The organism is Janthinobacterium sp. SUN128, assembly GCF_030587275.1.
GTDB classification, from domain to species: Bacteria; Pseudomonadota; Gammaproteobacteria; order Burkholderiales; family Burkholderiaceae_D; genus Janthinobacterium; species Janthinobacterium lividum.
On record NZ_JAPWHY010000002.1, the window covers coordinates 330,158 to 355,519 of the forward strand.

General features: G+C 63.4%; 24 protein-coding genes. 13 read left to right on the forward strand and 11 right to left on the reverse strand.

Annotated features, from left to right (window positions below; translation table 11 throughout):
• Positions 1–25 precede the first annotated feature (25 nt).
• The 4 genes from O3297_RS21545 to O3297_RS21560 all read left to right on the forward strand — a co-directional run bounded on the left by O3297_RS21545 (position 26) and on the right by O3297_RS21560 (position 3,793).
• Positions 26–1,297: an MFS transporter gene (locus O3297_RS21545; protein WP_305050029.1), complete on the forward strand. Its 1,272-nt coding sequence runs from the start codon at positions 26–28 to the stop codon at positions 1,295–1,297.
• Positions 1,298–1,335: 38 nt separating this feature from the next.
• Positions 1,336–2,001 carry a DUF1345 domain-containing protein gene (locus tag O3297_RS21550; RefSeq protein WP_034781730.1) on the forward strand — a complete coding sequence of 222 codons (666 nt, stop codon included), beginning with the start codon at positions 1,336–1,338 and terminating at the stop codon, positions 1,999–2,001.
• A gap of 189 nt (positions 2,002–2,190) precedes the next feature.
• A complete protein-coding gene (locus O3297_RS21555; protein ID WP_034781728.1) occupies positions 2,191–2,568 on the forward strand; it encodes an HPF/RaiA family ribosome-associated protein in 378 nt (125 codons plus the stop codon).
• 259 nt (positions 2,569–2,827) lie between these two features.
• The gene (locus O3297_RS21560; protein ID WP_092612043.1) at positions 2,828–3,793 is read left to right on the forward strand and encodes a GGDEF domain-containing protein; all 966 of its coding nucleotides are present in this window, start codon (positions 2,828–2,830) and stop codon (positions 3,791–3,793) included.
• 106 nt (positions 3,794–3,899) lie between these two features.
• Here O3297_RS21560 and O3297_RS21565 read toward each other — a convergent pair whose 3' ends face one another.
• Positions 3,900–4,514 carry a DUF5610 domain-containing protein gene (locus O3297_RS21565; RefSeq protein WP_305050031.1) on the reverse strand — a complete coding sequence of 205 codons (615 nt, stop codon included), beginning with the start codon at positions 4,512–4,514 and terminating at the stop codon, positions 3,900–3,902.
• Positions 4,515–4,660: 146 nt separating this feature from the next.
• Here O3297_RS21565 and sbcB point away from each other — a divergent pair, with 146 nt between their 5' ends.
• The gene (sbcB, locus tag O3297_RS21570) at positions 4,661–6,109 is read left to right on the forward strand and encodes an exodeoxyribonuclease I (protein WP_305050032.1); all 1,449 of its coding nucleotides are present in this window, start codon (positions 4,661–4,663) and stop codon (positions 6,107–6,109) included.
• Positions 6,110–6,244: 135 nt separating this feature from the next.
• Here the strand turns inward: sbcB and pyrF are convergent, their stop codons facing one another.
• Complete coding sequence (gene pyrF / locus O3297_RS21575; protein WP_305050034.1) at positions 6,245–7,069, reverse strand: orotidine-5'-phosphate decarboxylase; 825 nt, start codon at positions 7,067–7,069, stop codon at positions 6,245–6,247.
• A 167-nt stretch (positions 7,070–7,236) separates the two neighbouring features.
• Between pyrF and O3297_RS21580 the strand changes: the two genes are divergently transcribed.
• From O3297_RS21580 to O3297_RS21600, 5 genes are all read left to right on the forward strand, one after another.
• Complete coding sequence (locus O3297_RS21580; protein WP_034781723.1) at positions 7,237–7,851, forward strand: LemA family protein; 615 nt, start codon at positions 7,237–7,239, stop codon at positions 7,849–7,851.
• Between the two features lies 1 nt (position 7,852).
• Positions 7,853–8,689, forward strand: coding sequence for a YgcG family protein (locus O3297_RS21585; protein ID WP_070282465.1), 837 nt, complete (start codon positions 7,853–7,855; stop codon positions 8,687–8,689).
• A complete protein-coding gene (locus O3297_RS21590) occupies positions 8,689–9,210 on the forward strand; it encodes a TPM domain-containing protein (RefSeq protein WP_305050036.1) in 522 nt (173 codons plus the stop codon). The genes O3297_RS21585 and O3297_RS21590 overlap by 1 nt, the downstream gene beginning before the upstream one ends.
• 84 nt (positions 9,211–9,294) lie before the next feature.
• Positions 9,295–10,059 (forward strand): SDR family NAD(P)-dependent oxidoreductase, encoded by a 765-nt coding sequence (locus O3297_RS21595; RefSeq protein ID WP_305050038.1) that lies wholly within the window; start codon positions 9,295–9,297, stop codon positions 10,057–10,059.
• A 560-nt stretch (positions 10,060–10,619) separates the two neighbouring features.
• Positions 10,620–11,045, forward strand: coding sequence for a VanZ family protein (locus O3297_RS21600; protein ID WP_070257290.1), 426 nt, complete (start codon positions 10,620–10,622; stop codon positions 11,043–11,045).
• Between the two features lie 20 nt (positions 11,046–11,065).
• Here O3297_RS21600 and O3297_RS21605 read toward each other — a convergent pair whose 3' ends face one another.
• A complete protein-coding gene (locus O3297_RS21605) occupies positions 11,066–11,344 on the reverse strand; it encodes a hypothetical protein (protein WP_305050040.1) in 279 nt (92 codons plus the stop codon).
• Between the two features lie 221 nt (positions 11,345–11,565).
• Between O3297_RS21605 and O3297_RS21610 the strand changes: the two genes are divergently transcribed.
• The gene (locus O3297_RS21610; protein ID WP_305050042.1) at positions 11,566–12,045 is read left to right on the forward strand and encodes a hypothetical protein; all 480 of its coding nucleotides are present in this window, start codon (positions 11,566–11,568) and stop codon (positions 12,043–12,045) included.
• A gap of 41 nt (positions 12,046–12,086) precedes the next feature.
• Here O3297_RS21610 and O3297_RS21615 read toward each other — a convergent pair whose 3' ends face one another.
• Together O3297_RS21615 and O3297_RS21620 are read right to left on the reverse strand one after the other, a co-directional pair.
• On the reverse strand, positions 12,087–13,214 hold the full coding sequence (locus O3297_RS21615) for a M24 family metallopeptidase (protein WP_099389493.1): 1,128 nt from the start codon (positions 13,212–13,214) through the stop codon (positions 12,087–12,089).
• Between the two features lie 194 nt (positions 13,215–13,408).
• Entirely contained in the window at positions 13,409–14,914 is a 1,506-nt protein-coding gene (locus O3297_RS21620; RefSeq protein ID WP_305050044.1) for a dipeptidase, read from the reverse strand.
• Positions 14,915–15,128: 214 nt separating this feature from the next.
• Between O3297_RS21620 and O3297_RS21625 the strand changes: the two genes are divergently transcribed.
• Positions 15,129–16,127, forward strand: coding sequence for an LLM class flavin-dependent oxidoreductase (locus tag O3297_RS21625; RefSeq protein WP_305050045.1), 999 nt, complete (start codon positions 15,129–15,131; stop codon positions 16,125–16,127).
• Between the two features lie 184 nt (positions 16,128–16,311).
• On the forward strand, positions 16,312–17,541 hold the full coding sequence (locus O3297_RS21630) for an MFS transporter (protein WP_305050046.1): 1,230 nt from the start codon (positions 16,312–16,314) through the stop codon (positions 17,539–17,541).
• Positions 17,542–17,667: 126 nt separating this feature from the next.
• Here the strand turns inward: O3297_RS21630 and O3297_RS21635 are convergent, their stop codons facing one another.
• From O3297_RS21635 to O3297_RS21660, 6 genes are all read right to left on the reverse strand, one after another.
• A complete protein-coding gene (locus O3297_RS21635; RefSeq protein WP_305050047.1) occupies positions 17,668–19,296 on the reverse strand; it encodes a M28 family peptidase in 1,629 nt (542 codons plus the stop codon).
• Positions 19,297–19,433: 137 nt separating this feature from the next.
• Positions 19,434–20,270 (reverse strand): HDOD domain-containing protein, encoded by an 837-nt coding sequence (locus O3297_RS21640; protein WP_034784492.1) that lies wholly within the window; start codon positions 20,268–20,270, stop codon positions 19,434–19,436.
• A 115-nt stretch (positions 20,271–20,385) separates the two neighbouring features.
• Positions 20,386–21,462 (reverse strand): BMP family ABC transporter substrate-binding protein, encoded by a 1,077-nt coding sequence (locus O3297_RS21645; RefSeq protein ID WP_305050050.1) that lies wholly within the window; start codon positions 21,460–21,462, stop codon positions 20,386–20,388.
• Between the two features lie 37 nt (positions 21,463–21,499).
• Entirely contained in the window at positions 21,500–22,429 is a 930-nt protein-coding gene (locus O3297_RS21650; protein ID WP_034784494.1) for an ABC transporter permease, read from the reverse strand.
• Complete coding sequence (locus O3297_RS21655; RefSeq protein ID WP_070282438.1) at positions 22,422–23,498, reverse strand: ABC transporter permease; 1,077 nt, start codon at positions 23,496–23,498, stop codon at positions 22,422–22,424. The genes O3297_RS21650 and O3297_RS21655 overlap by 8 nt, the downstream gene beginning before the upstream one ends.
• Positions 23,491–25,005, reverse strand: coding sequence for an ABC transporter ATP-binding protein (locus O3297_RS21660; RefSeq protein ID WP_305050052.1), 1,515 nt, complete (start codon positions 25,003–25,005; stop codon positions 23,491–23,493). Before O3297_RS21660 ends, O3297_RS21655 begins: the two co-directional genes overlap by 8 nt.
• Positions 25,006–25,362: the final 357 nt, after the last annotated feature.

The following is a 25,362-nucleotide window of genomic DNA, read 5'->3' on the forward strand; positions in this document are numbered from 1 at the left end:
CCCCGTCGTGTCCTGGAAAGTATTCATGTCTCTCGCCTCTGCCGGCAACGGCTTCAGTATCCTGCGTCACCGCAACTTCGCCTTTTATCTTTCCGCCCGCGTGCTGGGCACGGTGGCCGTGCAGATGCAAAGCGTGGCCATCGGCTGGCAGGTGTACCAGATCACGGGCAGCCTGTTCGACCTGGGCTTGATCGGCCTGGCGCAATTCGCCCCTTTCCTGGTATTGATTTTGCCTGCCGGCCACGTGGCCGACCGCTATAACCGCCGCAATATCATCGCCTGGTGCCTGGCGGCGCAACTGGCTTGCGCGCTGGCCCTGCTGGCGTTCACCTTGAGCGGCCTGTCCATCGTCTGGCCCGTGTTTGCCGTGCTGGTGCTGTTCGGCAGCGCGCGCGCCTTCATGATGCCGGCCACGCAAGCCGTGCTGGTCAACATGGTGCCCACGCAACATTTCAGCCGCGCCGTGGCGCTCAGTTCGTCGAGCTCGCACGTGGCCATCATCCTGGGGCCTACCTTGGGCGGCTTGCTGTACTACTTCGGCCCCAAGGTGGTGTATCTGATCTCGTCCGCACTGCTGGTCGTGTCCGTCCTGCTGATGCGCGCCACCACGCCCGCGCCGCAAGTGGTGAAGCGCGAACCCGTCAGCTGGCATACCCTGCTCGAAGGCTTGCGCTTCGTCTGGTCGAAACCCATCGTACTGGGCGCCATTTCGCTCGACCTGTTTGCCGTGCTGTTCGGCGGCGCCACGGCCCTGCTGCCGGCGCTGGCGCACGACGTGCTGCATATCGGCCCCAGCGGCCTGGGCTTGCTGCGCACGGCGCCGGGGGCCGGCGCGGCCCTGTGCTCGATCGCGCTGGCCATCTTCCCCATCACGCGCCGCGTGGGCGCCTGGATGTTCGGCGGCGTGGCCATCTTCGGCCTGGGCACCCTGGTGCTGGGCAGCACCAGCTATTTCCCGCTGGCGCTGGCGGCGCTGTTCCTGATGGGCGCCGGCGACATGGTCAGCGTCTACATCCGCCACCTGCTGGTGCAGTTCGAGACGCCGGACGAGATCCGCGGCCGGGTCAGCGCCGTGAATGCCGTCTTCATCGGCGCCTCGAACGAACTGGGTGAATTCGAATCGGGCCTGACGGCCGGCTGGTTCGGCCTCGTGCGCGCCGTGCTCTTCGGCGGCGCCGCCACCCTGGCCGTGACGGGCATCTGGGCCGTGATGTTCCCCGTGCTGTCGCGCATGGACCGCTTCCCCCACCACGAGAAGGAAGCGGCCGCCAGGACGGCCACCACGGCAAGCGCATAAGGTCTAAGATGCGCTATCGCCACTGACGAACCCGCACCATGAAAATCACGCTTCCATTCCACAGCTTCATCCGCAGCCGCCCCCACCTGAGCATGGCCACGGCTATCGGCGTGGCGGCCGGCCTGCTGCTGCCCGCATCCTGGCAACAGATGACGCGTTTGCTGACGGCGTGGAACGTGGCCGTCTGGTTCTACCTGGCGACGATGGCCTGGATGATGATGCGCGCCAACCATCACAAGGTGAAAGCCATGGCGGCGCGCCAGGACGAGCGGGCGGCAACCGTCCTGTCGGCCCTGTCCGTCGCATCCGTGATGAGCCTGGTGGCCATCGTCTCGCAGCTGTCCTCGATGAAAGACATGGCGCCGGACGAGCGCGCGCTGCACTACGGCCTGACGATCCTCACCCTGGTCGGCTCCTGGTTCCTCGTCGGCACCCTGTTCTGCTTTCATTACGCCCACCTGTATTACCAGGCCGACCCCGCACTGCGCCCCCTGAAGTTTCCCGACGATGAGCAAGACCCCGATTACTGGGATTTCCTGTATTTCGCCTTCACCATCGCCGTCGCCGTGCAAACGTCGGACGTTTCCGTGCAGACGCGCATGATGCGGCAGATCGTGCTGGGGCAATCCGTGCTGAGCTTTTTCTTCAACTTGGTCGTGCTGGGGCTGTCGATCAATATCGCGGCCGGTCTCATCAATGGCTGAGGGTAAATAATTTCGTAGTGGAAACTTGACCTGGCTGAAGGGTTAAGCCCATCTTAATCGTGCGCACCCTCTTGAAATACTGGAAAGAGGAGTAAGATAAGTTCCATACACGAGGTCATGTGCATGAGGCAGCAACCAGGCCGCATCACGCCTGAGATGGGTTTTTTTTGAATTGACAGGAGTAAGCATATGCAAATCAATATTCATACCGACAGCACCATCGCCAACACCGCTGGACTGAACGAACATGTGCAATCCGTACTTGAAAGCGCACTGAACCGCTTCCGCGACAACCTGACCCGCATCGAAGTCCACATCAGCGATACGAATGGCCCGAAAGGCGGCGCCGACGATATCCGCTGCGTCATGGAGGCACGCGTTGCTGGCTATCAACCGATTGCCGTGACCGAACAGAACGCCACCGTGCATCAATCCGTTGCCGGCGCCACGGATAAACTGAAACGCGCCATCGATAGCGCCCTGGGCCGCCTGCAAGACAGCAAGCGCCACGCCACCGGCAAGAATGCCGTGATCGATACGGCCGAAGCGGAAGAAACCGCCGAGTAACTCCCCACCCGCAGGATTTCCAGAGACTGAGGCAGCCGTTCAAGGCTGCCTTTGCACATCTGCCCCGCCGTTCACGCGCGGCAACATCCATACTAAAACAGCAAGTGTTCCAGCGTATTAACGCGGCAATGAAATAATTGTCGTATTTCTCACAGTAAGTGACCTCAAGCAAGCCTTTGCCGTTACAGCCAAGGCTGCTTTACGCTATCATGAAGATACCGGCACCCTGCTCGCGCGCCGGCTTTTTGAAAGTGTGATTGTGGAACAGATCGGCAACTTCGGCGCTTCAGGCTGCAACATCGGCGATTTACAGCTATTTCGCGATGGGGCGGATAGCCAGACGGCTGCCATGCTGGCGCCCTGCCCCGTCATGCGCCTCGAAGCGGGCGAAGCCATTGCCGACACGCAAGGCGCCAGCCTGTACATCGTCCTGCGCGGCTCGCTGGCCGTGGCCGCCGACACCCACACGGGCATGGATGACGGCACCGTCAGCAAGGTCTTGCCCGGCGAAAGCGTGGGCGAACAATCGGTGCTCGATGAAGCGAGCAACCTCGCCGCCATTTCCGCCCTGGAAGAAACCGATTTGCTGGTGATCGACGCGGCCATCGTCTGGGAATTGATCGAACAGTCGAACGGCCTGGCGCGCAACCTGCTGCGGCTGCTGTCCTTCCGCATCCGCGCCGCCAATGCCCTGCTGCGCCGCCGGCAGAAACTGGGCGAATTCTACCGCCAGCTGTCGATGGTCGACAGCCTGACGGGCTTGTACAACCGCGCCTGGCTGACGGATTTACTGCCGAACATGATTGTCACGGCCCACGCCAGCGGCTCGCCCCTGTCGCTGGTGATGATCGACCTCGACCATTTCAAGCGCTTCAACGACACGCACGGTCATCAGGCTGGCGACCAGGCACTGCGCATCGCCGCGCAAGTGCTGGGCGCAGCTCTGCGGCCCACGGATTTTGCCGTGCGTTATGGTGGCGAGGAAATGATGGTGATCTTGCCCGACACCAACGAACACGTGGCCCTGCGGGTCGCCGAGCGCCTGTGCGAACGCATGCAGCTCGCCGTCATCTTCGCCGACATGCGCAGCGCGTTGCCGCACATCACGGGTTCCTTCGGCGTAGCCAGCCTGGCGGCCGAACAGGACGACCATGCGCTGATCGCCGCGGCTGACGCGGCGCTATATCGCGCGAAGGCGGGCGGGCGCAACCGCGTAAGCACCTGATAAAAAGCCCATGGCGTCGTTGCATTGCCTCGCCGTACATTCGTACTGCCTTCGGCAATGCGCCTAGCCCTGGACATTTTCTCAGGCGCTTCCGGCGTAATAATGATCAGGCAGCCTTGCTGTCGGCCGGCTTGGCGGCCTCATCCTTCTTGCTGCTGTGCGCGGCGATGAAGTCCGCATAGCCTTTCTGCACCAGTTCATACGTCTTGTCGATATTGCCGGCGATATCGCCTTGCAACACTTTCAAGCCGCCCAGGATATCGCGCGCTTCCTTGAAGCCTTTTTCCATGCCGCCGCTGATGGTGTCCATGAACTTGCTCAGGGCCGTATCGTCGTCCAGGCCGGGATTCTGTTTCTTGAACGCATCAAAAAACCCCGTCGACAGCGATACAATGCGGTTCGCCGTCGCTTCGGCGCTGTTATCCTGCGAAGCCGCGTTCTGGATCGCGTCTTCGCCATACTGGCCCCTCAGCGCTTCATTGATGTTGGTGATGGCCGTCTTGTACAGCAGCGCCAGCGGTTCGTTCTCGGAACCGATCGACACGTTCAGCGACGCCTGCATGATGGACGCGTTCAATTGCAGCTTGGTGCGGTCGTTAACGCTCATTTCAGTCTTGACGCCGTCCTTTTGCTGGACTTTATCGTCCTTGCCGGCAACGCCCGTACTGACGGAAGTCACGGAAGGGGTGGAATTGCCGCTTGCGGCGATGGGAATTGACACGATAGACCTCCTTGAACAGGCAATGTATGCCACCATGCGGGAAACGCGATGATGACCATCCTCTCGTGTAGTATCGGCAGGTTTTCAGAAAACTGTAGCAGCGGCTCTTTCACGGGCCCGGATAACCCATCAAGTAACGACCATCAATGACTAACCAGACCTTTCTTTGGCACGACTACGAAACCTTTGGCGCCCAGCCGCGCCGCGACCGCCCGGCCCAGTTCGCCGCCATCCGCACGGATGCAGAGCTCAACGAGATCGGCGAACCGATCATGCTGTATTGCCAGCCTGCCAATGATTTCCTGCCCGACCCGCAATCGTGCCTGATCACGGGCATCACGCCGCAGCAATGTCTGCAGCTGGGCGTACCCGAACACCAGTTCGCCGCCGCCGTCGAAGCGGCCTTTTCGGAACCGGGCACCATCGGCGTGGGCTACAACACCATCCGTTTCGACGATGAAGTCACGCGTTTCCTGTTCTGGCGCAACCTGATCGATCCATATGCGCGCGAATGGAAAAACCATTGCGGCCGCTGGGACATCCTCGACGTCGTGCGCATGACGCACGCGCTGCGCCCGGAAGGCATCGAATGGCCGAAGCGCGACGATGGCCAGACCAGTTTCAAGCTGGAACACTTGAGCAAGGCCAATGGCCTGGCCCACGAAGCGGCGCACGATGCGCTGTCCGACGTGCGCGCCACCATCGCCCTGGCGCGCCTGATCAAGGAAAAACAGCCGAAACTGTTCGAATTCTGCCTGGCCCTGCACAAGAAGGACAGGGTCGCCAGCGAAATGGGCATGCACCTGGCCGCCAGCGAGCGCCAGCCTTTCCTGCACGTGTCCGGCATGTTCCCCGCCGAACGGGGCTGCCTGGGCGTCGTCTGGCCGCTGGCCACGCATCCGAGCAATAAAAACGAAATCCTCGTCTGGGATTGCGCCTACGATCCGCGCGAACTGTTCCAGCTGGACGCCGACACCATCCGCACGCGTTTGTTTACGCGCAAGGACGCCATGCCGGAAGGCATGACGCGCCTGCCCGTGAAAAGCGTGCACCTGAACAAGTCGCCCATGCTGGTCGGCAATCTGAAAACCCTGTCGCCGGCCATGGCCGCGCAGTGGGGCATCGATCTGGACGCGGCGAAGGTCAACGCGCAATTGGCCGCCACGGCGCCGAACATGGATGCCATCTGGGCCGAAGTGTTCCAGCGCCCGGGCGCGAATGTCGCGCTGGACGTGGATGAGGATTTGTACAATGGTTTCGTCAGCAACGACGACCGCCGCCTGCTCGAATCCCTGCGCCACGACACGCCGGCCAAGCTGGCCACGGCCCGCCCTTCGTTTGCCGACGAACGCCTGCAGGAACTGCTGTTCCGCTACCGCGCCCGCAATTTCCCGCAAACCCTGAGCGAAGCGGAAAGCCTGCGCTGGGAGCAGCACCGCGCCGCCCGCCTGTTCGACGGCGATGGCGGCGCCCGCACCATCGAAATGCTGTTTACGGAAATCGACGTGCTGTCGGAATCCGTGGATGAGCGTGGCGAGGAAATTCTGGGTGAGTTGTACGATTACGTGGAAATGGTGGCGCCCATGCGCGACTGAAAGTCGGGTAGGTCGGATTAGCGAAGCGTAATCCGACAAGTGCCGACGACGACTCATGTCGGCTTACGCCATGCGGCCAAGCCGACCTACCAATGAAAAATGCCGGGCTAGCCCTGCATTTTTTATGCATGCAACTTAAACCGAACGATGCGCATTGATCGCATCGCGCGTTTCAATGGCCACGCGGCGCGCCGCGTCGGCGTAGTCTTCGCCAGCCTGCGGCGTGGCATAGATGATGGCGCGCGAGGAGCTGATCATCATGCCCATGCCGTTGGCCGTCTGGCCCGCGCCGACGGTGGCGGCAATGTCGCCGCCCTGGGCGCCGATGCCGGGCACCAGCAGCGGCATGTCGCCGACGATGGCGCGCACCTGCGCCAGTTCTTCAGGGAAGGTGGCGCCGACGACGAGCGCGCACTGGCCATTCTTGTTCCATTTGTCGGCCACCAGGCGCGCCACGCGCTGGTACAAGGGCACGCCATCCGTGTCGAGGAATTGCAGGTCCGAGCCGCCCGGGTTCGAGGTGCGGCACAGGATGATCACGCCGCGGTCTTTCCACGCCAGGTAGGGATCGAGCGAATCCTCGCCCATGTACGGGTTCACGGTGACGGCGTCGGCGCCGTAGCGCTCGAACGCTTCGCGCGCGTACTGCGTGGCCGTCGCGCCGATGTCGCCCCGTTTCGCGTCGAGGATCAGCGGGATGTGCGGATAGTTTTCGCGCACGTAGCGGCAGATGTCTTCCAGCTGCTTTTCCGCGCCCAGCGCGCCAAAATACGCGATCTGCGGTTTGAAGGCGCAGGCCAGGTCGGCCGTGGCATCGATGATGCGCGTGCAAAAGGTGGTGATTCCATCAGGCAGATCGCGCAGTTCGGCCGGCAGTTTCGCCAGGTCGGGGTCCAGGCCCACGCACAGCAGGGAATTATTGGCCGTCCACGCGGCGGATAATTTATTGATGAAATTCACGGCACACCTTCTCTATATTCAGTTGCAAACCCCGTATTGTAACGCGGCGCGGGGTTGCCACGGCGTGGCAACGCGGTCAGACGCGGCGGCCAGCGCTTATTAAACCGACATCCCGGGCCGTTTCAGGTATATTTGCCTCACCTCCCTTACTCTGCACGGAACCCATCATGCAAATCACCAATCAATTCACCAAATGGCTGCGCCTGGCACTGAGCGTCACCGTCCTGGCCGGCGTCCTGACGGGCTGCGGCTACAACGACTTCCAGAGCAAGGATGAAGCCACCAAGGCAGCCTGGGGCGAAGTAGTCAACCAGTACCAGCGCCGCGCCGACCTGATCCCCAACCTGGTCAACACCGTCAAGGGCTATGCGACGCACGAGCGCGAAACCCTGGAAGCGGTAACCAAGGCGCGCGCCGCCGCCACCAGTTTCCAGATCACGCCCGAAGTGCTGAACGACCCGGCCGCCTTCGAAAAATTCCAGCAGGTGCAAGGCCAGCTGTCGTCGGCCTTGTCGCGCCTGATGGTGGTGTCCGAGAAATACCCGGACTTGAAGGCCGACACTAGCTTCCGCGACTTGCAGTCGCAGCTGGAAGGCACGGAAAACCGCATCACCGTGGCGCGCCAGCGTTACATCGTTGCCGTTCAGGATTACAACGTGCATGCGCGCAGCTTCCCGAACAACCTGACGGCCATGGTCTTCGGCTACAAGGTCAAGCCATCGTTCACGGTGGAAAATGAAAAAGCCATCTCGACCGCACCGACCGTCAACTTCGGCAAATAAGATGAAAGCCTGGTCTTATCTGGCGGCGCTGGCGACGGCGCTGCTGCTGTGGACGATGCCGCCAGCCGGCGCACAGGGCTTGCAGCCCGTGCCGCCGCTGGCCGCGCGCGTGACGGATGACGCCGGCATGCTGGACGCCAAGCAAAAGGCGGCGCTGGAAGGCGTGCTGGCCGATTACGAAGCCAAGACGGGCAGCCAGATCGCCGTGCTGCTGGTCAAGAGCACGGAGCCGGAAGCGATCGAGCAATACAGCATCCGCGTGACGGATGCCTGGAAGCTGGGCCGCAAGGGCGTCGACGATGGCGTGCTGCTGATGGTGGCAAAGGACAACCCATCGTCGCTGCGCCGCCTGCGCATCGAGGCGGGCCGCGGCGTGCAGGGCGTGCTGACGGATGCGCAATCGAAACGCATCCTGCAAGACGTGATCGCGCCGCATTTCAAGCAGAATGATTATTACGGCGGCTTGGTGGCCGGCGTGGGGTCGATTGCCACCCTGCTGAACCAGGAGCAATTCCCCGCCCCTGCACAGCAGAAAGCGCCGGCGACCGTGGAAGCGGGCGGCATGACCTTCTGGCTGCCGCTGCTGTTCTTCGGCTTTCTTGTCGTGCTGACCCTGTTCCGCTCGCGCGGCGGGCCGACGCGGCTGCAGCGCGGCAGCAACTGGTCCAGCGGCGCCACCGGCGTCGTGCTGGGCAGCATTTTGAGCCAGGCCCTGAACAACCGCGGTGGCGGCGGAGGCTTCGGCGGCGGTGGTGGTTTTGGCGGTGGCGGTGGCGGTGGTGGTTTCGGTGGTGGCGGCGGCGGTTTTGACGGCGGCGGCGCCTCGGGAGATTGGTAATGACGAAACAACTGACATTCGGACAGCGCTGCGGACGGGCCTTGAAACATTTGCGGGGCACGCCGGCGACGGCACGCCAGGCCTTTCCGGAACGCACCCTGAAAGCCATCGAGACAGCGATTGCCGACGGTGAAGCGATGCACCAGGCAGAAGTGCGCCTGATCGTCGAAGCCGCCTTGACGCCGGGCATGGCGTACCAGGGCGTAAGCAACCGCGAGCGGGCGCGCGAACTGTTTGCCCAGTATGGCGTGTGGGATACGGAAGACAACGTCGGCGTACTGATCTATATCAACCTGGCCGAGCACCAGGTCGATATCGTCGCCGACCGCAACGTGGGCCGGCGCGTCACGCCGGAACAATGGCAAGCCGTGTGCCGCACCATGACCAAAGGCTTCAAGGACGGCAATTACCACGACAGCACGCTGGATGCCTTGCAGCAGTTGAATACCTTGTTGCAAAGCCACTTCCCTGCCGATGGCACGCGCGGCAACCAGTTGCCGAACAAACCCATCCTCCTCTGATTCCTGCCCAGGGATTAAAATCTGCCCATTGCCGCGCGGGCCGGTGGCCCGGGCAGCGGCCCCTATTACCGCCGAGGAGCATACATGAGACTGATCAATAAAACCGCCATCGTCACGGGCGCCACGCAAGGCATCGGCCTGGCTTGCGCCACCCGCCTGATCGCCGAAGGGGCGCAAGTGATGCTGGTCGACATCAAGGAAGAAGGCGCGCAGGCGGCGAGCGCCCTCGGCCCGCAGGCGCGCTTCTTTTGCGCCGACGTCAGCCAGAAGGCGGACGTCGATGCCATGCTGAAGGAAACCCTGGCCCAGTTCGGCCACATCGATATCCTCGTCAACAATGCGGGCGTCACGCACGCGGCCGATTTCCTCGATGTGTGCGAAGACGATTTCGACCGGGTCATGCGCATCAACCTGAAATCGATGTTCCTGTGCGGCCAGGCCGTGGCGCGCGAAATGGTCAAGCGCAACACTGGCTGCATCATCAACATGTCCAGCGTGAATGCGGAACTGGCGATCCCGAACCAGGTACCGTATGTGGTGTCGAAGGGCGCCATCAACCAGTTGACCAAGGTCATGGCCTTGAACCTGGCCTCGCATGGCGTGCGCGTGAACGGCATCGGGCCGGGCACCATCCTGACGGAACTGGCCAAGCAGGCAGTGCTGTCGAGCCCGGAGGCGCGCCACACGATCCTGTCGCGCACGCCGCTGGGCCGCTGCGGCGAACCGGAAGAAGTGGCTGGCATCGCCGCCTTCCTGGCCAGCGACGACGCCACCTACATGACGGGCCAGACCATCTATGTCGATGGCGGGCGCATGGCGCTCAACTACACCGTGGCCGTGAAGGAATGAAGGCAGCGACAGGCAGAACTACAGGCAGTTATATCAAAAAACGATAATGGTTATCTGAAAAGACCATTAGACACATATCGTGCGACGCAGCATAATGCACCTGTCTCCACTATTCTCCTCCAAGAAAATAGTTTTAAGCCCGCTTTCACCAGCGGGCTTTTTTTTTGCTATCACTGCTGAAACATGGCCATTCTTGCCATGACAGACGTTCTTCACTGTCCTTCTGCTCGCCGCAAAAAAATGTTGCGGCGTGTCATCAGCCCGTCATCTTCGCCCCCTATACTTGCTTCATCTGCTGTACAGGCAACCGATATGCCTGACTACAGACAGGTGTGCCGCGATGGCACACCACTCCCCTTTCATGACCGTGGCGGGCGCCGGCAAGGCGCGCGACATGGTGAGTACCGAGCAACTCTCAACTCTTGACCCATTTCATTTGGGTTTTTGGCCCGCCTCCCCGCGGGCCTTTTTTTGCCTGCACGACAAGCTCTTGCGCAAAAACACGGCGGCCCGCCTTGCCCATGATATTGTGACGACCTTTCCACCTGTCCTGACGCATCATGCCTGCACCACTGCTCGAACTCTGTTTTGCCGACCGCTACGAACGCCTGCGCTACCGCACTGCGCTGCTGCTGTATGTCCTGGTGATCCTGATCGGCGACATTCCTGGCGTGCGCGCAGATGTGGGCCAGTATGCGTCAGGCGGCGTGCTGCATTCCGTCGGCTATGGCGTGCTGGCCCTGATCCTGTTCAGCGGCACGGGCGGCGGCATGGCGCGCCGGGCGCTGCTGTCGGTGCTGATGGTGGCGGCCATGGGTGCGCTGGACGAATTCATCCAGAGTTTCCTGCCCTACCGCCGTGGCGCCGTCAGCGACTGGGTGGTCGATATCACGGCCGCCGTGGCGGTCTGCCTGCCGCTGTATTTCCTCTGGCCGAAAATGGTCGCCGCTGCCCTTGGCAAGGGCGTGCCGCGGCCCGAAGCCTGAACGGGGGGGACTCGCGCCCGTCAGGCGCGGTCCGCTTCGCTATCTTGCAATTCCAGCCGCAACTGTCCCTGGCTGCGCGTGCCCAGGCGGCGCATCAGGGAGCGCGCCTCGCGCCGGCTGCTGGCCCCCATGGCGCGTGCCGCATCGCGCTGCATGTCCAGCAACTGTTCCGAGCGCGCCAGCCGCACCAGGCCATGCAAGGCCTGGGCCAGGACATGGCGCGCGCGGGCATCGCGCGCGGTGCCGCCGACGGCCAGCACCAACTCATCGATCAGTTTTGCGGTAGGGCCAGATGACATTTTTTCTCCCGATTCAACAGTGAGGAAGCGTGCAGCCGCACGAAGTGGTAATTGCCAGCATCTTTTATACCAAGCACGGCGATTGGACTCTTGATCTAGCTCAATCGACAATGACGGGCGCCGAACATCCCTGCTCCGCCATGCTCTTACATGCAGCAATCGCTGCTATCCGCAATCACCGCGGGTGCCGATCCTGAGTGTGCGACCATGAGGAGACCAAGATGAGATCGAAAACAACCCTGCTGCTGACCGGCCTGACATGCGCCTTGCTGGCGGCCTGCCAGTCCACGGATAAAACCAGCCTGGCACGCGGCAATAGCGGCGAAACCTATGCCGCACCGGCCGGCACGGCACCGCCAAGCAGTACGGCCAGCGCCACCAGCAGCACGGCCACCGATACCGGCAACGCCATGAGCAGCGACATGCGCAATGACGCGAACCAGTCCACCCTGAACATCAGCTCGGCCACGGTGCAGTCGATAGAAACCGTGCCGCGCAGCATGGACCAAGGCAGTGCCGACATGCAGGCGGGCACGTCGGGCACGGCCGGCAGCACCTCGGGGGCGGCGGGCAATATGCTGTATCGCATCACCTTGCGCCTGGACGACGGCACGACGCGCACCTTTGTGCAAAATACCCAGCCCGCCTTCCAGATCGGCGAGCGGGTCAGCGTGCAAAAAGGCGTGATGCAGCGCTATTGATATGTACCGGCACTGGCCGATGCTGGTCGCAACTGACCGCATCAAGCCAGCGCCAGGGTCAACGGCCGGCTGCGCCCCTGCACCACGGCCGAAGGCCAGGCCGGGTCGTGCGTCAGATTGTGCAAATGGCTGCCGTCGAGCAAAAACGTGTCTTCCACCGTGCTGCCGGGCAGGCTGGGGTGAAAGGCCAGCGCCATGCCCCGCTTGAGGATGATTTCCGTGTGCGCGCCGGCCGCCACTTCGGGCGCCAGGTAGCCATGGATACCGCCCTGCCGGCTGGTGCGCACCGTGTCGGGCTGGCCGGCATAGGCGTAGGCGCTGTCGAGCGCGTGATACACCATGCTCAGCGCATGGCCCGTTTCGCAAGCGTCGAGCGCCACCGCTTCCAGCGCCAGCATGGCCGCATCGGCATCGTCCATGACCACCGCCGCGCCGTCGGCCCGATGCTGCGCCGGGCCGAAACGCCGTTGACGGCTGAGACTGGCGCACAGGCCAAAACGCCGCGCGCACAAGGCCAGCACGGCTTGCTTGCCCAGCACCGCCTGGGCTGGCGGCGCGCGCCGATAACGGTGTTGGCGCTCTCCACCGCTGGCCAGCACGTACACGGCTTGCAAGCCGCGCAGCCACAGCGCGCGCGCACACGCGGCAGCCAGTTCCAGCTCGCTCCAGTCGGGGCGGGCCTGGCGCAGCGCATCCGCGGCCGCGCCGGCCGCCAGCAGCCCCACCTGCCGGTAGCGTAACTGCTCCGATTCCAGCAGTACCAGCCGCTCTTCGCGCAGGGCCACAGGCAGGCTGCGTTCGTGCAAGCCGGGCCGGTCGGACAGGACAGGCGCGCCGCCGGCCGCATGCTGCACGAAATGCTCGCGCAATTCATACAGCTGCGGCTGCATCCAGGGCGACACCTGCCATGTCCATGGCCCGCGCACTTCTTCCTCGCGCATGCGCATGGCTTCGGCTTCGTCCGTCAGGATGTAGGCGGCATCGCGCGTCACCAGCACTTCCGCGCAGCCGCACTCGGTCGTATGACAATGGCTGTTCGATGCGCCCGCCGTGGCCCACGCAAACCAGTCCACGCCGCGCAGGCGCACGGCACCGGCACGCTGGTCTTCCAGCCAGCCCCGCATCTGCGCCAGCTTGTGCGCCACTTCCAGCTCCAGCGGCCAGTTCATGACCACCCCTCGTGCGGGATGCGGCGCGGCGCCACCCCGCCTGCCCTGCCTGGCACCAGCCGGGAATCCTGTTGTGCATGCATAGCTGCTCCCTTCCTACATGGAAACTTAAGACCGGCGCGCGCATAAAAAGTTCAGTGCCTGGCCTCGTCTCAGGCTTGCAGTCTATGACTTCCCGCTATTTTTGCAAGCGGCTATTTCGCCAGTTCAATCAACACGGCCGTGTACATCTGCAAGTTCAACAGCAACTGCTTTTCCGTGATGAACTCATGTTCGGAATGCCCCGTGTAGACCGTGTGCGGCATGGCCGGGCCAAAGCTCACGGCATTCGGGAACAGGCGCGAATTGGTGCCGCCGCCGATGGCCACCGGTTGCGGATTGGCGATGCCCGTGTAGTGTTCGAAGACGGACAACAAGGTGGGAATCTGCGGCGCCGCCGTCTGCAGCCACGGTTCACCGATCTGCACCTGCAGGGTAGCCGGCACGTGGCGCCGCGCCTTCCAGCCGTCGAACGCGGCCGTCACCTGCTGTTGCAGCACGGCCGCCGTCTTGCCTTGCGGACGGCGCAAATTGATAGTCAGTTCCAGCGCGCCACCGTTCTGCTTGAGCACGGTCGGCGCTACCGTCATCGGCCCCATGAAGCCGTCGCGGTAAGCGATCTGCCCAAAGCGTTCGCCGTAGATGCCAGTGCCCACCAGTTCATTCAGGAACGACAGCATGTCGGCCGCCTGCGTGCCCTGCCACGGCTGCACGGCCAGCGCGTCGGCCAGCATGCTGATGGCGTTGACGCCATCTTCCGGTTTCGACGAGTGGGCCGACACGCCCAGCGCCGTCACCGTCAAGGTGCCGCCATCGCGTGCATAGCTGTAGCGCACGCCCTGTTGCTGCTGCGCGCGGGCGCGGATGGCCGCTTCCAGCGCGGCTGGCGCGTGGTCGATCACGGCTTGTGCATCTTCCGGGATCTGACTGCCGAAAAAGCCGCCTGTCAGCTGCGTCAGCACAGGGACCTTCCCCGCCGGCATGGCCGTGCGCGGCGGCAAGGTCAGCTTGATGGAACCGTAGCCCTTCTCGGCCGTCACCACCGGGTATTCCGCATCGATGGTGATGTTCACTTGCGGCGGCGTGTGGGTTTTCAGGAACTGTTTCAACGGTTCCCAGTCCGATTCCTCGGCCATGTAGACGTACAGCTCGATGCGCTTGCTCAGCGGCACCTGCTGGTCCTGGATAGCCTTCATCGCGTACAGGGCCGTGGCGATCGGCCCCTTGTCGTCTTCCGTGCCCCGTCCCAGCAGCTTGCCAGGTTCGCTGGTACGGTCCAGCTCGAACGGCGAACGGGCCCATTTGGCGGGATTCACGGGCTGCACGTCGCCGTGCGTGATCACGCCCACGCGCTCGCTGCCACTGCCCATGCCGATGATCACCACATGGCCATGCTCCTGGAAGTCGAATCCCAGGCGCTGCGCCTCGGCCGCCAGGTAGCGCTTGAAACCCGTGTGCTGGGGATTCGCGGCAAACGGCACGGCCGGGTCTGCCACCGTGTTGAAACTGACCATCTTCGCCAGGCTGGCGATCAGCGGTTCGGGATAGGTGGCCAGCGCGTAGCGCGCCGTTTCCTGCGCCTGCAGGCTGATGGGCGCGGCGTGAACGGAGGGCTGCAGCAGCAGGCCAATCAGGGTCAGCAGGATGGGTTTCTTGAACATGGCGGGGCGCATAAAGTGGGGAGGCCCACTCTAGCATTGCCCGCACCGATTTCCAATCGATACGAGTTTTTTACCGATCAGTACGCAAATTCCCGATTCGCATTATCATGTGCACAGCCTGTCATCCCTGCCGCTTCCAAGGCCGACCCTATTGTCGTCAGGGGATAGACAAATCGTCCATTGTGATTTTCCACCACGTCCCGATATCGCTACCATGATTCCATTTTCCATACTCGACCTGGCCCCCATCGCCGAAGGCAGCGACGCCAGCCAGTCGTTCAAGAACACGCTCGACCTGGCGCAGCACGGCGAACGCTGGGGCTACAACCGCTACTGGCTGGCCGAACATCACGGCATGCCCGGCATCGCCAGCGCCGCCACGGCCGTCGTCATCGCCCATGTGGCGGCTGGCACGACAACCATCCGCGTGGGCGCCGGCGGCGTGATGCTGCCGAACCACTCGCCGCTGGTCATCGCGGAACAGTTCGGCACCCTGGAAGCGCTGCATCCGGGCCGCATCGACCTGGGCCTGGGCCGCGCGCCCGGCTCCGACCAGACGACGGCGCGCGCCCTGCGTCGCGACCTGCAATCCGACGCGGAACAGTTTCCGCAAGACGTGCTGGAATTGATCGACTATATGTCCGACGAGCCGCGCCAGCGCGTGCTGGCCGTGCCCGGCAAGGGCGCGAAAGTGCCCGTGTGGATACTCGGGTCCAGCCTGTTCGGCGCCCAGCTGGCCGCCCACCTGGGCTTACCGTATGCATTCGCCTCGCACTTCGCGCCGCAGATGATGATGCAAGCCGTGGCGTATTACCGCGAACACTTCAAGCCTTCAAAACAATTGGCGAAACCGTACGTGATGCTGGGCTTTAACGTGTTTGCCGCCGACACGGATGCCGAGGCGCACTTGCGCGCCACGTCGATGCAGCAAGCCTTCGTCAACCTGCGCACGGGCCGCCCGTCGCGCCTGCAGCCGCCCATGCCCGGTTACCTGGAGCAATTGGGTCCGCAGGAACGCGCCATGCTCGATTCCGTGCTGTCCTGCACGGCCATCGGCGCGCCGGACACCGTCAAGGCGAAGATGGCCGCCTTCATCGCCGAAACGGGCGCCGACGAACTGATGATCACCTCGCAGATCTTCGAGCACCAACACCGGCTGCGGTCGTATGAAATCACGGCGCAGGTGCATGCGGAGCTGGCGCGCGCACAGTAAGCTTTAACTCTCCCCTGGTATATCCCCCTATACCCTTTTCCCGGCCGTCGGCAATGATCGCCGGGATTTTTTTGCCTGCTGCGTTGTCTGCCGCCCCACCGCAAAATCGGCCGCGCCCGGCAAGAAATGCGCAGCCCCGCTATCATGCTCATCCAAAAGCATCACTCCAAGAAAGTTGTCTCGCATGAAATCTGCACCATCCACCGTCGATGCCAGCGCCCTGCTGACGTCGACCCGCATCCTGTTGTTCGCCCTGTCCGCCGGCGTGCTCGTCGCCAGCCTCTACTATGTGCAGCCGCTCACTTCCATGCTGGCCGCCTCGTTTGGCGTCAGCGTGCCGCAGGCGGGCTACCTGGTCACGGCCACGCAAATCGGCTATGTGCTGGGTATCGTGTTCCTGGTCCCCCTCAGCGACGTGCTGAACCGCCGCCAGTTGCTGACGTGGATGCTGATCGCCAAGATCGGCGCCCTGCTGCTGGCCGCCACCAGCCAGAACATTATTATCTTTGCCATCGCCAGCGTCTTGATGGGGATCACGTCCAGCGCCTTGATGGTGGTCACGGCCATGGTGGCGTCGTATGCGCCCGACCACAGCCGGGGCCGCATGGTGGGCACCGTCATGACGGGCTTGTTGCTGGGGATTCTGCTGGCGCGTACCGTGTCCGGCACCGTGTCGCAGATCAGCGGCGGCTGGCGCACCGTGTACGTGCTGGCCGCCATCGTCGTGGCCGCCCTGCTCGTCATGCTGCGCCGCATCCTGCCGAACGAGGCGCCACGCGGCAAGCTGCAATACGGAAAATTGATGGCCTCGCTGGCCGACATCATCCGCCAGGAACCGTTGCTGCGCCAGCGCGCCCTGTTCTCGGGCCTGGGCCTGGGCACCTTCAGCGTGTTCTGGACGGGCCTGACCTTTTTGCTCAGCGGCGCGCCGTACCACTACTCGGAAATGCAGATCGGCCTGTTCGGCCTGGCCGGTGCCACGGGCGCCTTTGCCGCCAACACGGCGGGCCGCATGGCCGACCGCGGCTATGCGCGCCAGGCCACCTGGCTGCTGGCCGTGGCTTCCATTGCGGGCTGGGCATTGATCGGCTTTGGCGCCCATTCGCTGGTGCTGCTGCTGATCGGTATCGTCCTGCTGGACATGGGCGTGATGGGCTTGCAAGTTACGCACCAGTCCATCATCTATAAACTGGCGCCGCATGCGCGGGCGCGGGTCACCACCGTGTTCATCGCGGGCGGCTTCATCGGCGCGTCGGCAGGCTCGGCCCTGGCCAGCGCCAGCTTTGCGGCCGGCGGCTGGCCCGCCCTGTGCATGGTGGGCGGCGCCATGCCGCTGCTGATGCTGATTGTGTGGAGCAAGTACCGCCACACGCAGCGCCGGCTGGAACGGGCCGCCCAGGCATCTATCACGTAGGTCGAATTAACGGCGGCACGCCGCGTAATCCGACACTGATGCGCCAACTGTCGGATGACGCTCTTCGAGCTAATCCGACCTACGATCCTGAAAAAAACCGCTCGGCCGAGCGGTTTTTTTACGTTCTTACTTCGCTGGCTCACGCGCCTTGCCAAACGCATCGCCCGCCTTCCACGCCGGCATCCTGGCCGCATTCGCCACGGCTTGCCCCAGGTTCAGGGTAAATTGCGCCTGCTGCGTCATGCCGGACAAATCCCAGCTGGCATCGTACTCATCGGTGACCTGATGGTAGCGGGGGCCATACGCTGCCGCCTTGGCTTTCGACGCTGCCACGTCCTTGATGTACTCGCGTCCGCCATTGATGGAAAACGCGGGCACGCCCGCCTTGGCAAAGCTGAAATGGTCGCTGCGGAAATAGCCGCCGGCCAGGTCGGGACGGGCTGGCGCGATATGCATGCCCATGGCTTTGGCCACCGTGGCCGCCATGGCGCCCAGCTCCGTGCGCTCGCTGCCCTGCGCGCCGATGTCATGCGTGGCACCGACAAAGTTCAGGCTGTCCAAGTTCAGCGCGGCGGCCGTCTTGTTCAAGGGCCACAACGGGTCGGCCGCGTAGGCAGCACTGCCCAGCAAGCCCTGCTCTTCGGCCGCCACCCACAGGAAGATCTGCGTGCGCTTCGCAGGCTTTTTCACGGCTTCCTGCGCCATGGCCAGCAAGCCGGCCGTGCCGGAAGCGTTGTCGACGGCGCCGTTGTAGATGGTGTCGCCACTGTCACCCTGCTTGCCCAGGTGGTCCCAGTGGCCGCTGTAGATGACGGCTTCATCCTTCAATGCCGGGTCGGTACCCGGCACCATGCCGGCGATATTGAATTGTTCCACCTTGCGCACGGCGGACTTCATTTCGCCGCTCAGCTTGGCATTCAAGGCGACGGCCTTGAAATCCTTGCTTTCCGCTTGCGCGCGCAAGGCGTCCAGATCCTGTCCGCCAGCCGCGAACAGGCGGCGCGCCGCGTCTTCCGCGATCCAGCCCTGCAGCGGCGTGCCGGCCGTGCGGTCGGCCAACTGGAAACGCTCGCTGCCGCTCCAGCTGTTCTGCACCACGCTCCAGTCGTACGATGCGGACGGTTTTGTGTGGATCAGCAATACGCCAGCCGCACCCTGGCGCTTGGCTTCCTCGAATTTGTAGGTCCAGCGGCCGTAATAGGTCAGCGCCTTGCCGGCAAAGCGGTTCGGCTCGGCACTAGTCGGTTGCGGGTCATTGACCATCATGACGACGATCTTGCCTTTGACATCGGCGCCCTTGAAATCGTTCCAGCCTTCTTCCGGCGCCGTGATGCCATAGCCGACGAAGACGAGCGGCGCATCGAAGGTGTGGGCGGCAACGGAGTCCCCCGTGGCCCACACCCAGTCCGGGCCGAAAGCCAGCGGCACGGGCTTGCCGCCCGCCACGGCTTGCAGGCTGCTTTCCTGTGGCAAGGATTTCACGCCGGCGATCTGCACGCTTTGGCGGTAGCTGTTGCCGCGCACGGGTTGCAGTCCGGCCATCTGCGCCTGGGTTTCCAGGTAGGCCACCGTCAGGTCGGCGCCGCGCTGGCCCGTGCCCCGGCCTTCCAGCAAATCGTTGGACAGGAAGGCCAGGTGGGCGCGCAGCGGGGCTTCCTGCACCACGGGCAAGCCGGTCGCGGCGTGCGCGGAAAACGCCAGCGCCAGGCTGGAAGCGAGCGCCGTAACGGCCAGGGAAGAAAACAGCTTCTGCATAAGATCCTTTGGGTAAGAGGAGACATTCAGTCCGGCGGATGGCCGAGCCGGCGATTGTATGCCATAGGGAAAGATGCATCAAAATGCGGACGAAAAAAATCCCCGCGGCAAGGGCGGGGATTTTGCAGGAGAAACGCTCAGACCAGCAAAGCGGCCGCCAGGGATTCGATCTCTTCCGCCGATTCCTCGAGGATGGTGTGCAAGGTGCTGCCGCCGATGCCGAAGTCGATCTTCGCTGCAGCCTGGCGCCGCGCGGCGCTTTCCGGCGGGTGCAGGGGCGAACCGACGGGCGACAGATCGTTGGCCAGTACCAGGGTCGCGCCCAGGGTGCGGGGCGGGAACGTGCTGCCGCCGTGCCACATGCCTTCCACGGCCTGCAAGACCATGTCCGGCACTTGCAACTGGCGCAGCACGCCGCGGCCGATCAGTTTTTCGCCGTATTCGATCCAATCTTCCGTATTGTCGTCCAGCAAACCTGGATATTCCTCGGCGCGCGACAGCAGATAAAAGCCGCCCACTTCGTGCACGATGGCCGCGAACATGGCCGTTTCCACGTCCACATGCGTGACTTTCTTGGCGATTACCTGGCTCAGCGCGGCCACGTGGGCCGTGTGTTCCCACAGCTTGGCCGCCTTGGCACGCAATTGCGGGTCGGTAATCTGGCTGCCCAGCTGGCGCACGATGACGGATGCCACCATCGATTTCAGGGTGGCAAAGCCCAGGCGCGAGACGGCTGCGCGCACATTGGCGATTTCATTGCCGGAACGGTTGTAGGCAGCCGAGTTGGCCAATGCCACGACCCGCGCCGACAGCAGCGGCTCGGCCATGACCATGCGGGCGGCCGCTTCGATATGGCAATCGGGGTCGTCCAGCGCTTCCTGCAGCTTCAAGGTGGCCTTGACGTTGGCGGGGAACGTCAGCTCGCCCTTGCTCGCTTGCAGCGCGATAATCTTGAATACTTCCAGTCTGTCCATGGGTCAATCTCCGGTACGGGCCTGTTCAGGCTCTGCTGTGTGGGTGGGCCGGGAATGCGCTCCCGGCCCGGCTCCCGTTTCCGGCAATATTACAGCAAGTTCAAACTCAAACCTATTACTTTCCGGAAACTTTTCCTGCCACGCCTTCGACAAAATAATCCATCTTCGTCAGCGCCGCATCGTCCAGCACGCCTTTGTCCAGGCGCACCTTGCCATCGTTATCCTTGATCGGCGCGCTGAAAGGATTGAGCTTGCCAGCTACCAAGTCTTTCTCGCGTGCCAATACAAACTGTTTCACGTCGGCCGGCACTGTGGCGTTGATGCCTTCCAGTTTGACCATGCCATCCTTGATGCCGCCCCAGGTGCTGCTGGACTTCCACGTGCCGTCCAGCACGGCTTGCGCCTGCTTCGTATAGTAGTCGCCCCAATGGTGGGTGACGGCAGCCAGCTGCGCCTTCGGCCCGTACTTTTTCATGTCCGAATGGTAGGCGATCGCGTACTTGCCCTTCTCTTCCGCCGCCTGCACCACGGCGGTCGAATCCGTGTGGTGGGTAACCACGTCGGCGCCCTGGCCGATCAGGGTGATGGCGGCGTCGCGTTCCTTGCCCGGATCGAACCAGCTATTCACCCACACCACTTTCACTTCCGCCTTCGGGTCGACGCTGCGCATGCCGCGCGTAAAAGCGTTAACGCCCTGCAACACCTCCGGGATCGGGAATGCCGCCACGTAGCCGGCCACATGGGTCTTGCTCATCTTGCCTGCCAACACGCCGGCCAGGTAGCGGCCCTCGTAGAAACGGGCGTTGGTATTGGCCACGTTGACGGCCGTCTTGTAGCCCGTCAAATGAATGAACTTCACATTAGGAAATTGCTTCGCCACTTTCAAGGTGGGATTCATGTAGCCGAACGAGGTTGTGATGACGAGCTTGCTGCCCGTTTGCGCCAGGTCGCGGATCACCCGTTCCGCATCGGCGCTTTCCGGCACGTTTTCCACGTACTTGGTGGTGATCTTGCCGCCCAGCGCCTTTTCCATTTCCTTGCGGGCCAGATCATGCTGGGTGGTCCAGCCCGCGTCGCCGATGGGGCTGATATATACGAAGCCGACGTTCAATGGGGTAGCAGCAGGCGCGGCGGCCATGACGGGCATCAAAACGGCACTGCAAACGGCGGCGCACAATAGTTTCTTGGACATGGTTTTCCTTGTGGTGAGTGATTATTGTGGTGAGTGATTAATTTCCCGGATTGAAATTCTTGCCCAGCGAAGCGGGCATATTGAGCTTGATGTAATTGGCGTTGCTGGAGATCAAAACCAGCACGACGATGGCTGCCACATACGGCAGCATCGACAGCAGTTGCGACGCGATGGGCACGCCCAGCGCCTGCGCGTGAAAGGTCAGAATCGTGATGCCGCCGAACAGGTAGGCGCCGCCCACCACGCGTGCGGGACGCCAGGTGGCAAAGGTGGTCAGCGCCAGCGCGATCCAGCCCCGTCCCGCCACCATGCCCTCGACCCACAGCGGCGTGTAGACGAGCGACAAAAAGGCGCCGGCCAGGCCGCAGCAGGCGCCGCCGAACAGCACGGCTGCCAGGCGGATGCGGCGCACGGGGTAGCCGAGCGCATGCGCGGACGCGGGCGACTCGCCCACGGCGCGCAGCACGAGGCCCGCCCGCGTGCGGTACAAAAACCAGGCGATGGCCAGGCACAGCAGCAACGACAGATACACCATCGGATGCTGGCGGAACAGGGCCGGCCCCAGTACGGGAATGTCTTCCAGGAAGGGGATGCCAAAGCGGCCATTCTGCAAGCTGTTGCCCACGTACTTCAAGCCGATGTACGTGGACGCGCCCGCGCCGAACAGCGACAAGGCCAGGCCCGTCGCGTACTGGTTCGTGCCCAGCCACACGGTCAGCCAGGCAAAGAAGCCGGACAGCAGCATGCTGGCGCCCGCGCCCGCCAGAAAGCCCAGGGTGGGGCTACCCGTGTTGACAGCCACGGCGAAACCCGTGATGGCCGAGACCAGCATCATGCCTTCCGCCCCCAGGTTGACCACGCCCGCCTTTTCATTGACGAGCAGCCCCAGCGCAGCCAGCATCAGCGGCGTGCCCGCATTGATGCTGGCCGCGACCAGGGGCGCGATGGTCAGCAGCAAGTTATCCATGTTTCCTCCAACGCAATTTGTATTGGATCAGCACATCGCAAGCGAGCAAGGCGAACAGCAAGATGCCCTGGAACACACCCGTGATCGCACTGGGCAAGCCCAGGCGCGACTGCGCCAGTTCGCCGCCGATATAGAACAGGGCCATGACGAAGCTGGAGAAAATCACGCCTACCGGATGCAGGCGCCCGACGAAGGCGACGATGATGGCGGCAAAGCCGTAGCCGGGCGAGACCGTGGGCGTCAACTGCCCCATCGGCCCCAGCACTTCGCACGCACCCGCCAGGCCCGACAGGGCGCCGCAGATCAGCAGGGACGACCACAAGGTCTTGCGCGAGGAAAAGCCCGCATAGCGGGCGGCGGCAGGCGCCATGCCGCCCACGCGCAAACGGAAGCCGGCAATGCTTCTGGATAAGTACAGCCAGCCGCCCAGCGAGGCCAGCAAGGCAAACACGATGCCCACGTGCAAGCGCGTGTCGCTGATCACCATCGGCAACAGCAAGCCGTCCGATAGCAGTTTCGACTGGGGAAAATTGAATCCTTCCGGGTCGCGCAGCACGCCATACACGAGATAGCTGAGCAGCAATTGGGCGATATAGACCAGCATCAGCGAGACGAGGATTTCGCTGGCGTTGTAGCGGTCGCGCAGCCAGGCCACCAGCCCCGCCCACGCCATGCCGCCCGCCATGCCGGCCAGCAAGGACACGCCGATGATGGCGGTACTCCCCACGCCATCGTCCAGGTACAGGGCCGCCGCGCCGCCGCAGATGGCGCCCAGGGTCAGCTGCCCTTCCGCGCCGATGTTATAGATGTTGGCGCGAAAGCAGATGGCCAGGCCCACGGCGATCAGGAGCAAAGGCGCCACCTTGATGCCCAGCTCGGACCAGCCGTGCGCGTCGCGCAGGGGTTCGACAAAGAAGACGGCCAGTCCCGCCAGCGGATCGTGTCCCAGCGCAAGAAACAGCAGCGCGCCGCACAGCACGGTAAGCAGCACGGCCAGCACGGGCGACAGCCACGACATCAGCCGCGACGGAGAAGGACGGGCTTCCAGGCGCAAGGCAAACTTAGCCATGGATTGCCTCCTGCGGCCACAGCCCGCTCATCCATTGCCCCACCAGCGCCACGCTGGCCTCGCCCACGGCCAGGGACGGCGAAATCTTTCCTTTCGCCATCACCAGCAAGCGGTCGCTGATGTCGAACAATTCATCGAGCTCCTCCGACACGACCAGCAGCGCGCAGCCCGCGTCGCGCAAGGCCAGCAATTCGGCGCGGATTTGCGCGGCCGCGCCCACGTCCACGCCCCAGGTCGGCTGCGCCACCACCAGCACGCTGGGTTCGCGCATGACTTCGCGTCCGACTATGTATTTCTGCAAGTTGCCGCCCGACAGGCTGCGCGCCAGCGCCTGCGGCCCGCCCGCCTTCACCTGAAAGCGCGCGATGATGGCGGCCGCCCGCTGCGCAATGACCTTGTGGCGCACGAAGCCGTGGCGGATGGTGGCCGGTGTCTGCAAACTCAGCAGCACGTTGTCGGCCAGCCCCATGTCGGGCACGGCGCCCCGCCCCAGCCTTTCCTCCGGCACGAAGCCGAAGCCCAGGGCGCGCCGGCGTCCCGGCGGCAAGCGTCCCGCCGGCGTGCCGTTCAGGACGATGCTGCTGGCGGCTGCGCGCATGTCCTCGCCCGACAGGGCGGCGAGCAATTCCTGCTGGCCATTGCCGGACACGCCCGCGATGCCGACGATCTCTCCCGCGCGCACGTCGAAATTGATATCGATCAATTGCGTGGCGAACGGATGGCTCTTCGGCAACTGCAAATTCTTGACGCTCAGCATGACGGTACCGGGCGTGCGCGCCACGCGGGTGACGGCGGGCGGCTCGGCACCGATCATCATGCGCGACAGGCTGGCCGCCGACTCTTGCGAGGGGTCGCACACGCCCGCGTTCTTGCCGGCGCGCACCACCGTGCACGTGTGGCACAGGGCGCGGATCTCGTCGAGCTTGTGGCTGATGTACAGGATGCTGCAACCTTCGGCGGCCAACTGGCGCAAGGTGGTAAACAGCTTTTCCACGGCGCCCGGCGTCAGCACGGAAGTCGGTTCGTCGAGGATCAGCAGTTGCGGCTTGGCCAGCAGTGCGCGCACGATTTCCACGCGCTGGCATTCGCCAACGGAAAGCGTGTGCACGTGGCGCTGCGGCTCCAGATCCAGGCCGTACTGGCGCGCCGTCGCTTTGATGCGCTGCGCCAGCTCCGCCATGTTGGTACCCGCGGGCAAGCCGAGGGCGATGTTTTCCGTCACGGTCAAGGTGTCGAACAGGGAAAAGTGCTGGAACACCATGGCGATGCCCAGCGCCCGCGCGGCCGACGGGTTGTCGATGTCCACTTCGCGGCCATTCCACAGGATGCGGCCGCCGTCGGGCTGCACGGCGCCATAGATGATTTTCATCAAGGTCGATTTGCCGGCCCCGTTTTCGCCAAGCACGGCATGGATCTGTCCGGGCGCGACGGTGAGACAGATGCCGTCATTGGCCACCACGGCCGGATAGCGCTTGCTGATATCGAGGAGTTCCAGGCGTGCCGTCATTGTTTTTTTCGTGCCTCGCTGCGTGGTATGCGGGATGCCGATCGGTGGAAAAAATCAACACTCAGTCTCTATCGTATCGGCATCCGCGGCGCTTGGGGGGCGGGCGCGGCGGCGTGCATTTCTATTTCCACAAAAAAACAACACCTGTATACAATTTTGAAAAAAATTATCAGCTTTGCAGCGTCCGCCTTGCCCCGCAAGGACGAGAAGGTGCGATGATTATATGCAGGAACTGATAGTAAGTATGCGCACAAGACATATCGCCCGGCGCGGCGATGCTCGCATCATGGATTGAACGGCGCGCGTTATCCCATTGCAGCGCTACATGCAGACTACGCGTCCAGCCATCCCCAGTTC

What these genes read in the sequence shown, in the direction of transcription:
- O3297_RS21545 (WP_305050029.1), top strand. Translation starts at nt 26, where the DNA reads ATGTCTCTCGCCTCTGCCGGCAACGGCTTCAGTATCCTGCGTCACCGC.
- O3297_RS21550 (WP_034781730.1), top strand. Translation starts at nt 1,336, where the DNA reads ATGAAAATCACGCTTCCATTCCACAGCTTCATCCGCAGCCGCCCCCAC.
- O3297_RS21555 (WP_034781728.1), top strand. Translation starts at nt 2,191, where the DNA reads ATGCAAATCAATATTCATACCGACAGCACCATCGCCAACACCGCTGGA.
- sbcB (WP_305050032.1), top strand. Translation starts at nt 4,661, where the DNA reads ATGACTAACCAGACCTTTCTTTGGCACGACTACGAAACCTTTGGCGCC.
- O3297_RS21580 (WP_034781723.1), top strand. Translation starts at nt 7,237, where the DNA reads ATGCAAATCACCAATCAATTCACCAAATGGCTGCGCCTGGCACTGAGC.
- O3297_RS21585 (WP_070282465.1), top strand. Translation starts at nt 7,853, where the DNA reads ATGAAAGCCTGGTCTTATCTGGCGGCGCTGGCGACGGCGCTGCTGCTG.
- O3297_RS21590 (WP_305050036.1), top strand. Translation starts at nt 8,689, where the DNA reads ATGACGAAACAACTGACATTCGGACAGCGCTGCGGACGGGCCTTGAAA.
- O3297_RS21595 (WP_305050038.1), top strand. Translation starts at nt 9,295, where the DNA reads ATGAGACTGATCAATAAAACCGCCATCGTCACGGGCGCCACGCAAGGC.
- O3297_RS21600 (WP_070257290.1), top strand. Translation starts at nt 10,620, where the DNA reads ATGCCTGCACCACTGCTCGAACTCTGTTTTGCCGACCGCTACGAACGC.
- O3297_RS21605 (WP_305050040.1), bottom strand. Translation starts at nt 11,344, where the DNA reads ATGTCATCTGGCCCTACCGCAAAACTGATCGATGAGTTGGTGCTGGCC.
- O3297_RS21610 (WP_305050042.1), top strand. Translation starts at nt 11,566, where the DNA reads ATGAGATCGAAAACAACCCTGCTGCTGACCGGCCTGACATGCGCCTTG.
- O3297_RS21615 (WP_099389493.1), bottom strand. Translation starts at nt 13,214, where the DNA reads ATGAACTGGCCGCTGGAGCTGGAAGTGGCGCACAAGCTGGCGCAGATG.
- O3297_RS21620 (WP_305050044.1), bottom strand. Translation starts at nt 14,914, where the DNA reads ATGTTCAAGAAACCCATCCTGCTGACCCTGATTGGCCTGCTGCTGCAG.
- O3297_RS21625 (WP_305050045.1), top strand. Translation starts at nt 15,129, where the DNA reads ATGATTCCATTTTCCATACTCGACCTGGCCCCCATCGCCGAAGGCAGC.
- O3297_RS21630 (WP_305050046.1), top strand. Translation starts at nt 16,312, where the DNA reads ATGAAATCTGCACCATCCACCGTCGATGCCAGCGCCCTGCTGACGTCG.
- O3297_RS21635 (WP_305050047.1), bottom strand. Translation starts at nt 19,296, where the DNA reads ATGCAGAAGCTGTTTTCTTCCCTGGCCGTTACGGCGCTCGCTTCCAGC.
- O3297_RS21640 (WP_034784492.1), bottom strand. Translation starts at nt 20,270, where the DNA reads ATGGACAGACTGGAAGTATTCAAGATTATCGCGCTGCAAGCGAGCAAG.
- O3297_RS21645 (WP_305050050.1), bottom strand. Translation starts at nt 21,462, where the DNA reads ATGTCCAAGAAACTATTGTGCGCCGCCGTTTGCAGTGCCGTTTTGATG.
- O3297_RS21650 (WP_034784494.1), bottom strand. Translation starts at nt 22,429, where the DNA reads ATGGATAACTTGCTGCTGACCATCGCGCCCCTGGTCGCGGCCAGCATC.
- O3297_RS21655 (WP_070282438.1), bottom strand. Translation starts at nt 23,498, where the DNA reads ATGGCTAAGTTTGCCTTGCGCCTGGAAGCCCGTCCTTCTCCGTCGCGG.
- O3297_RS21660 (WP_305050052.1), bottom strand. Translation starts at nt 25,005, where the DNA reads ATGACGGCACGCCTGGAACTCCTCGATATCAGCAAGCGCTATCCGGCC.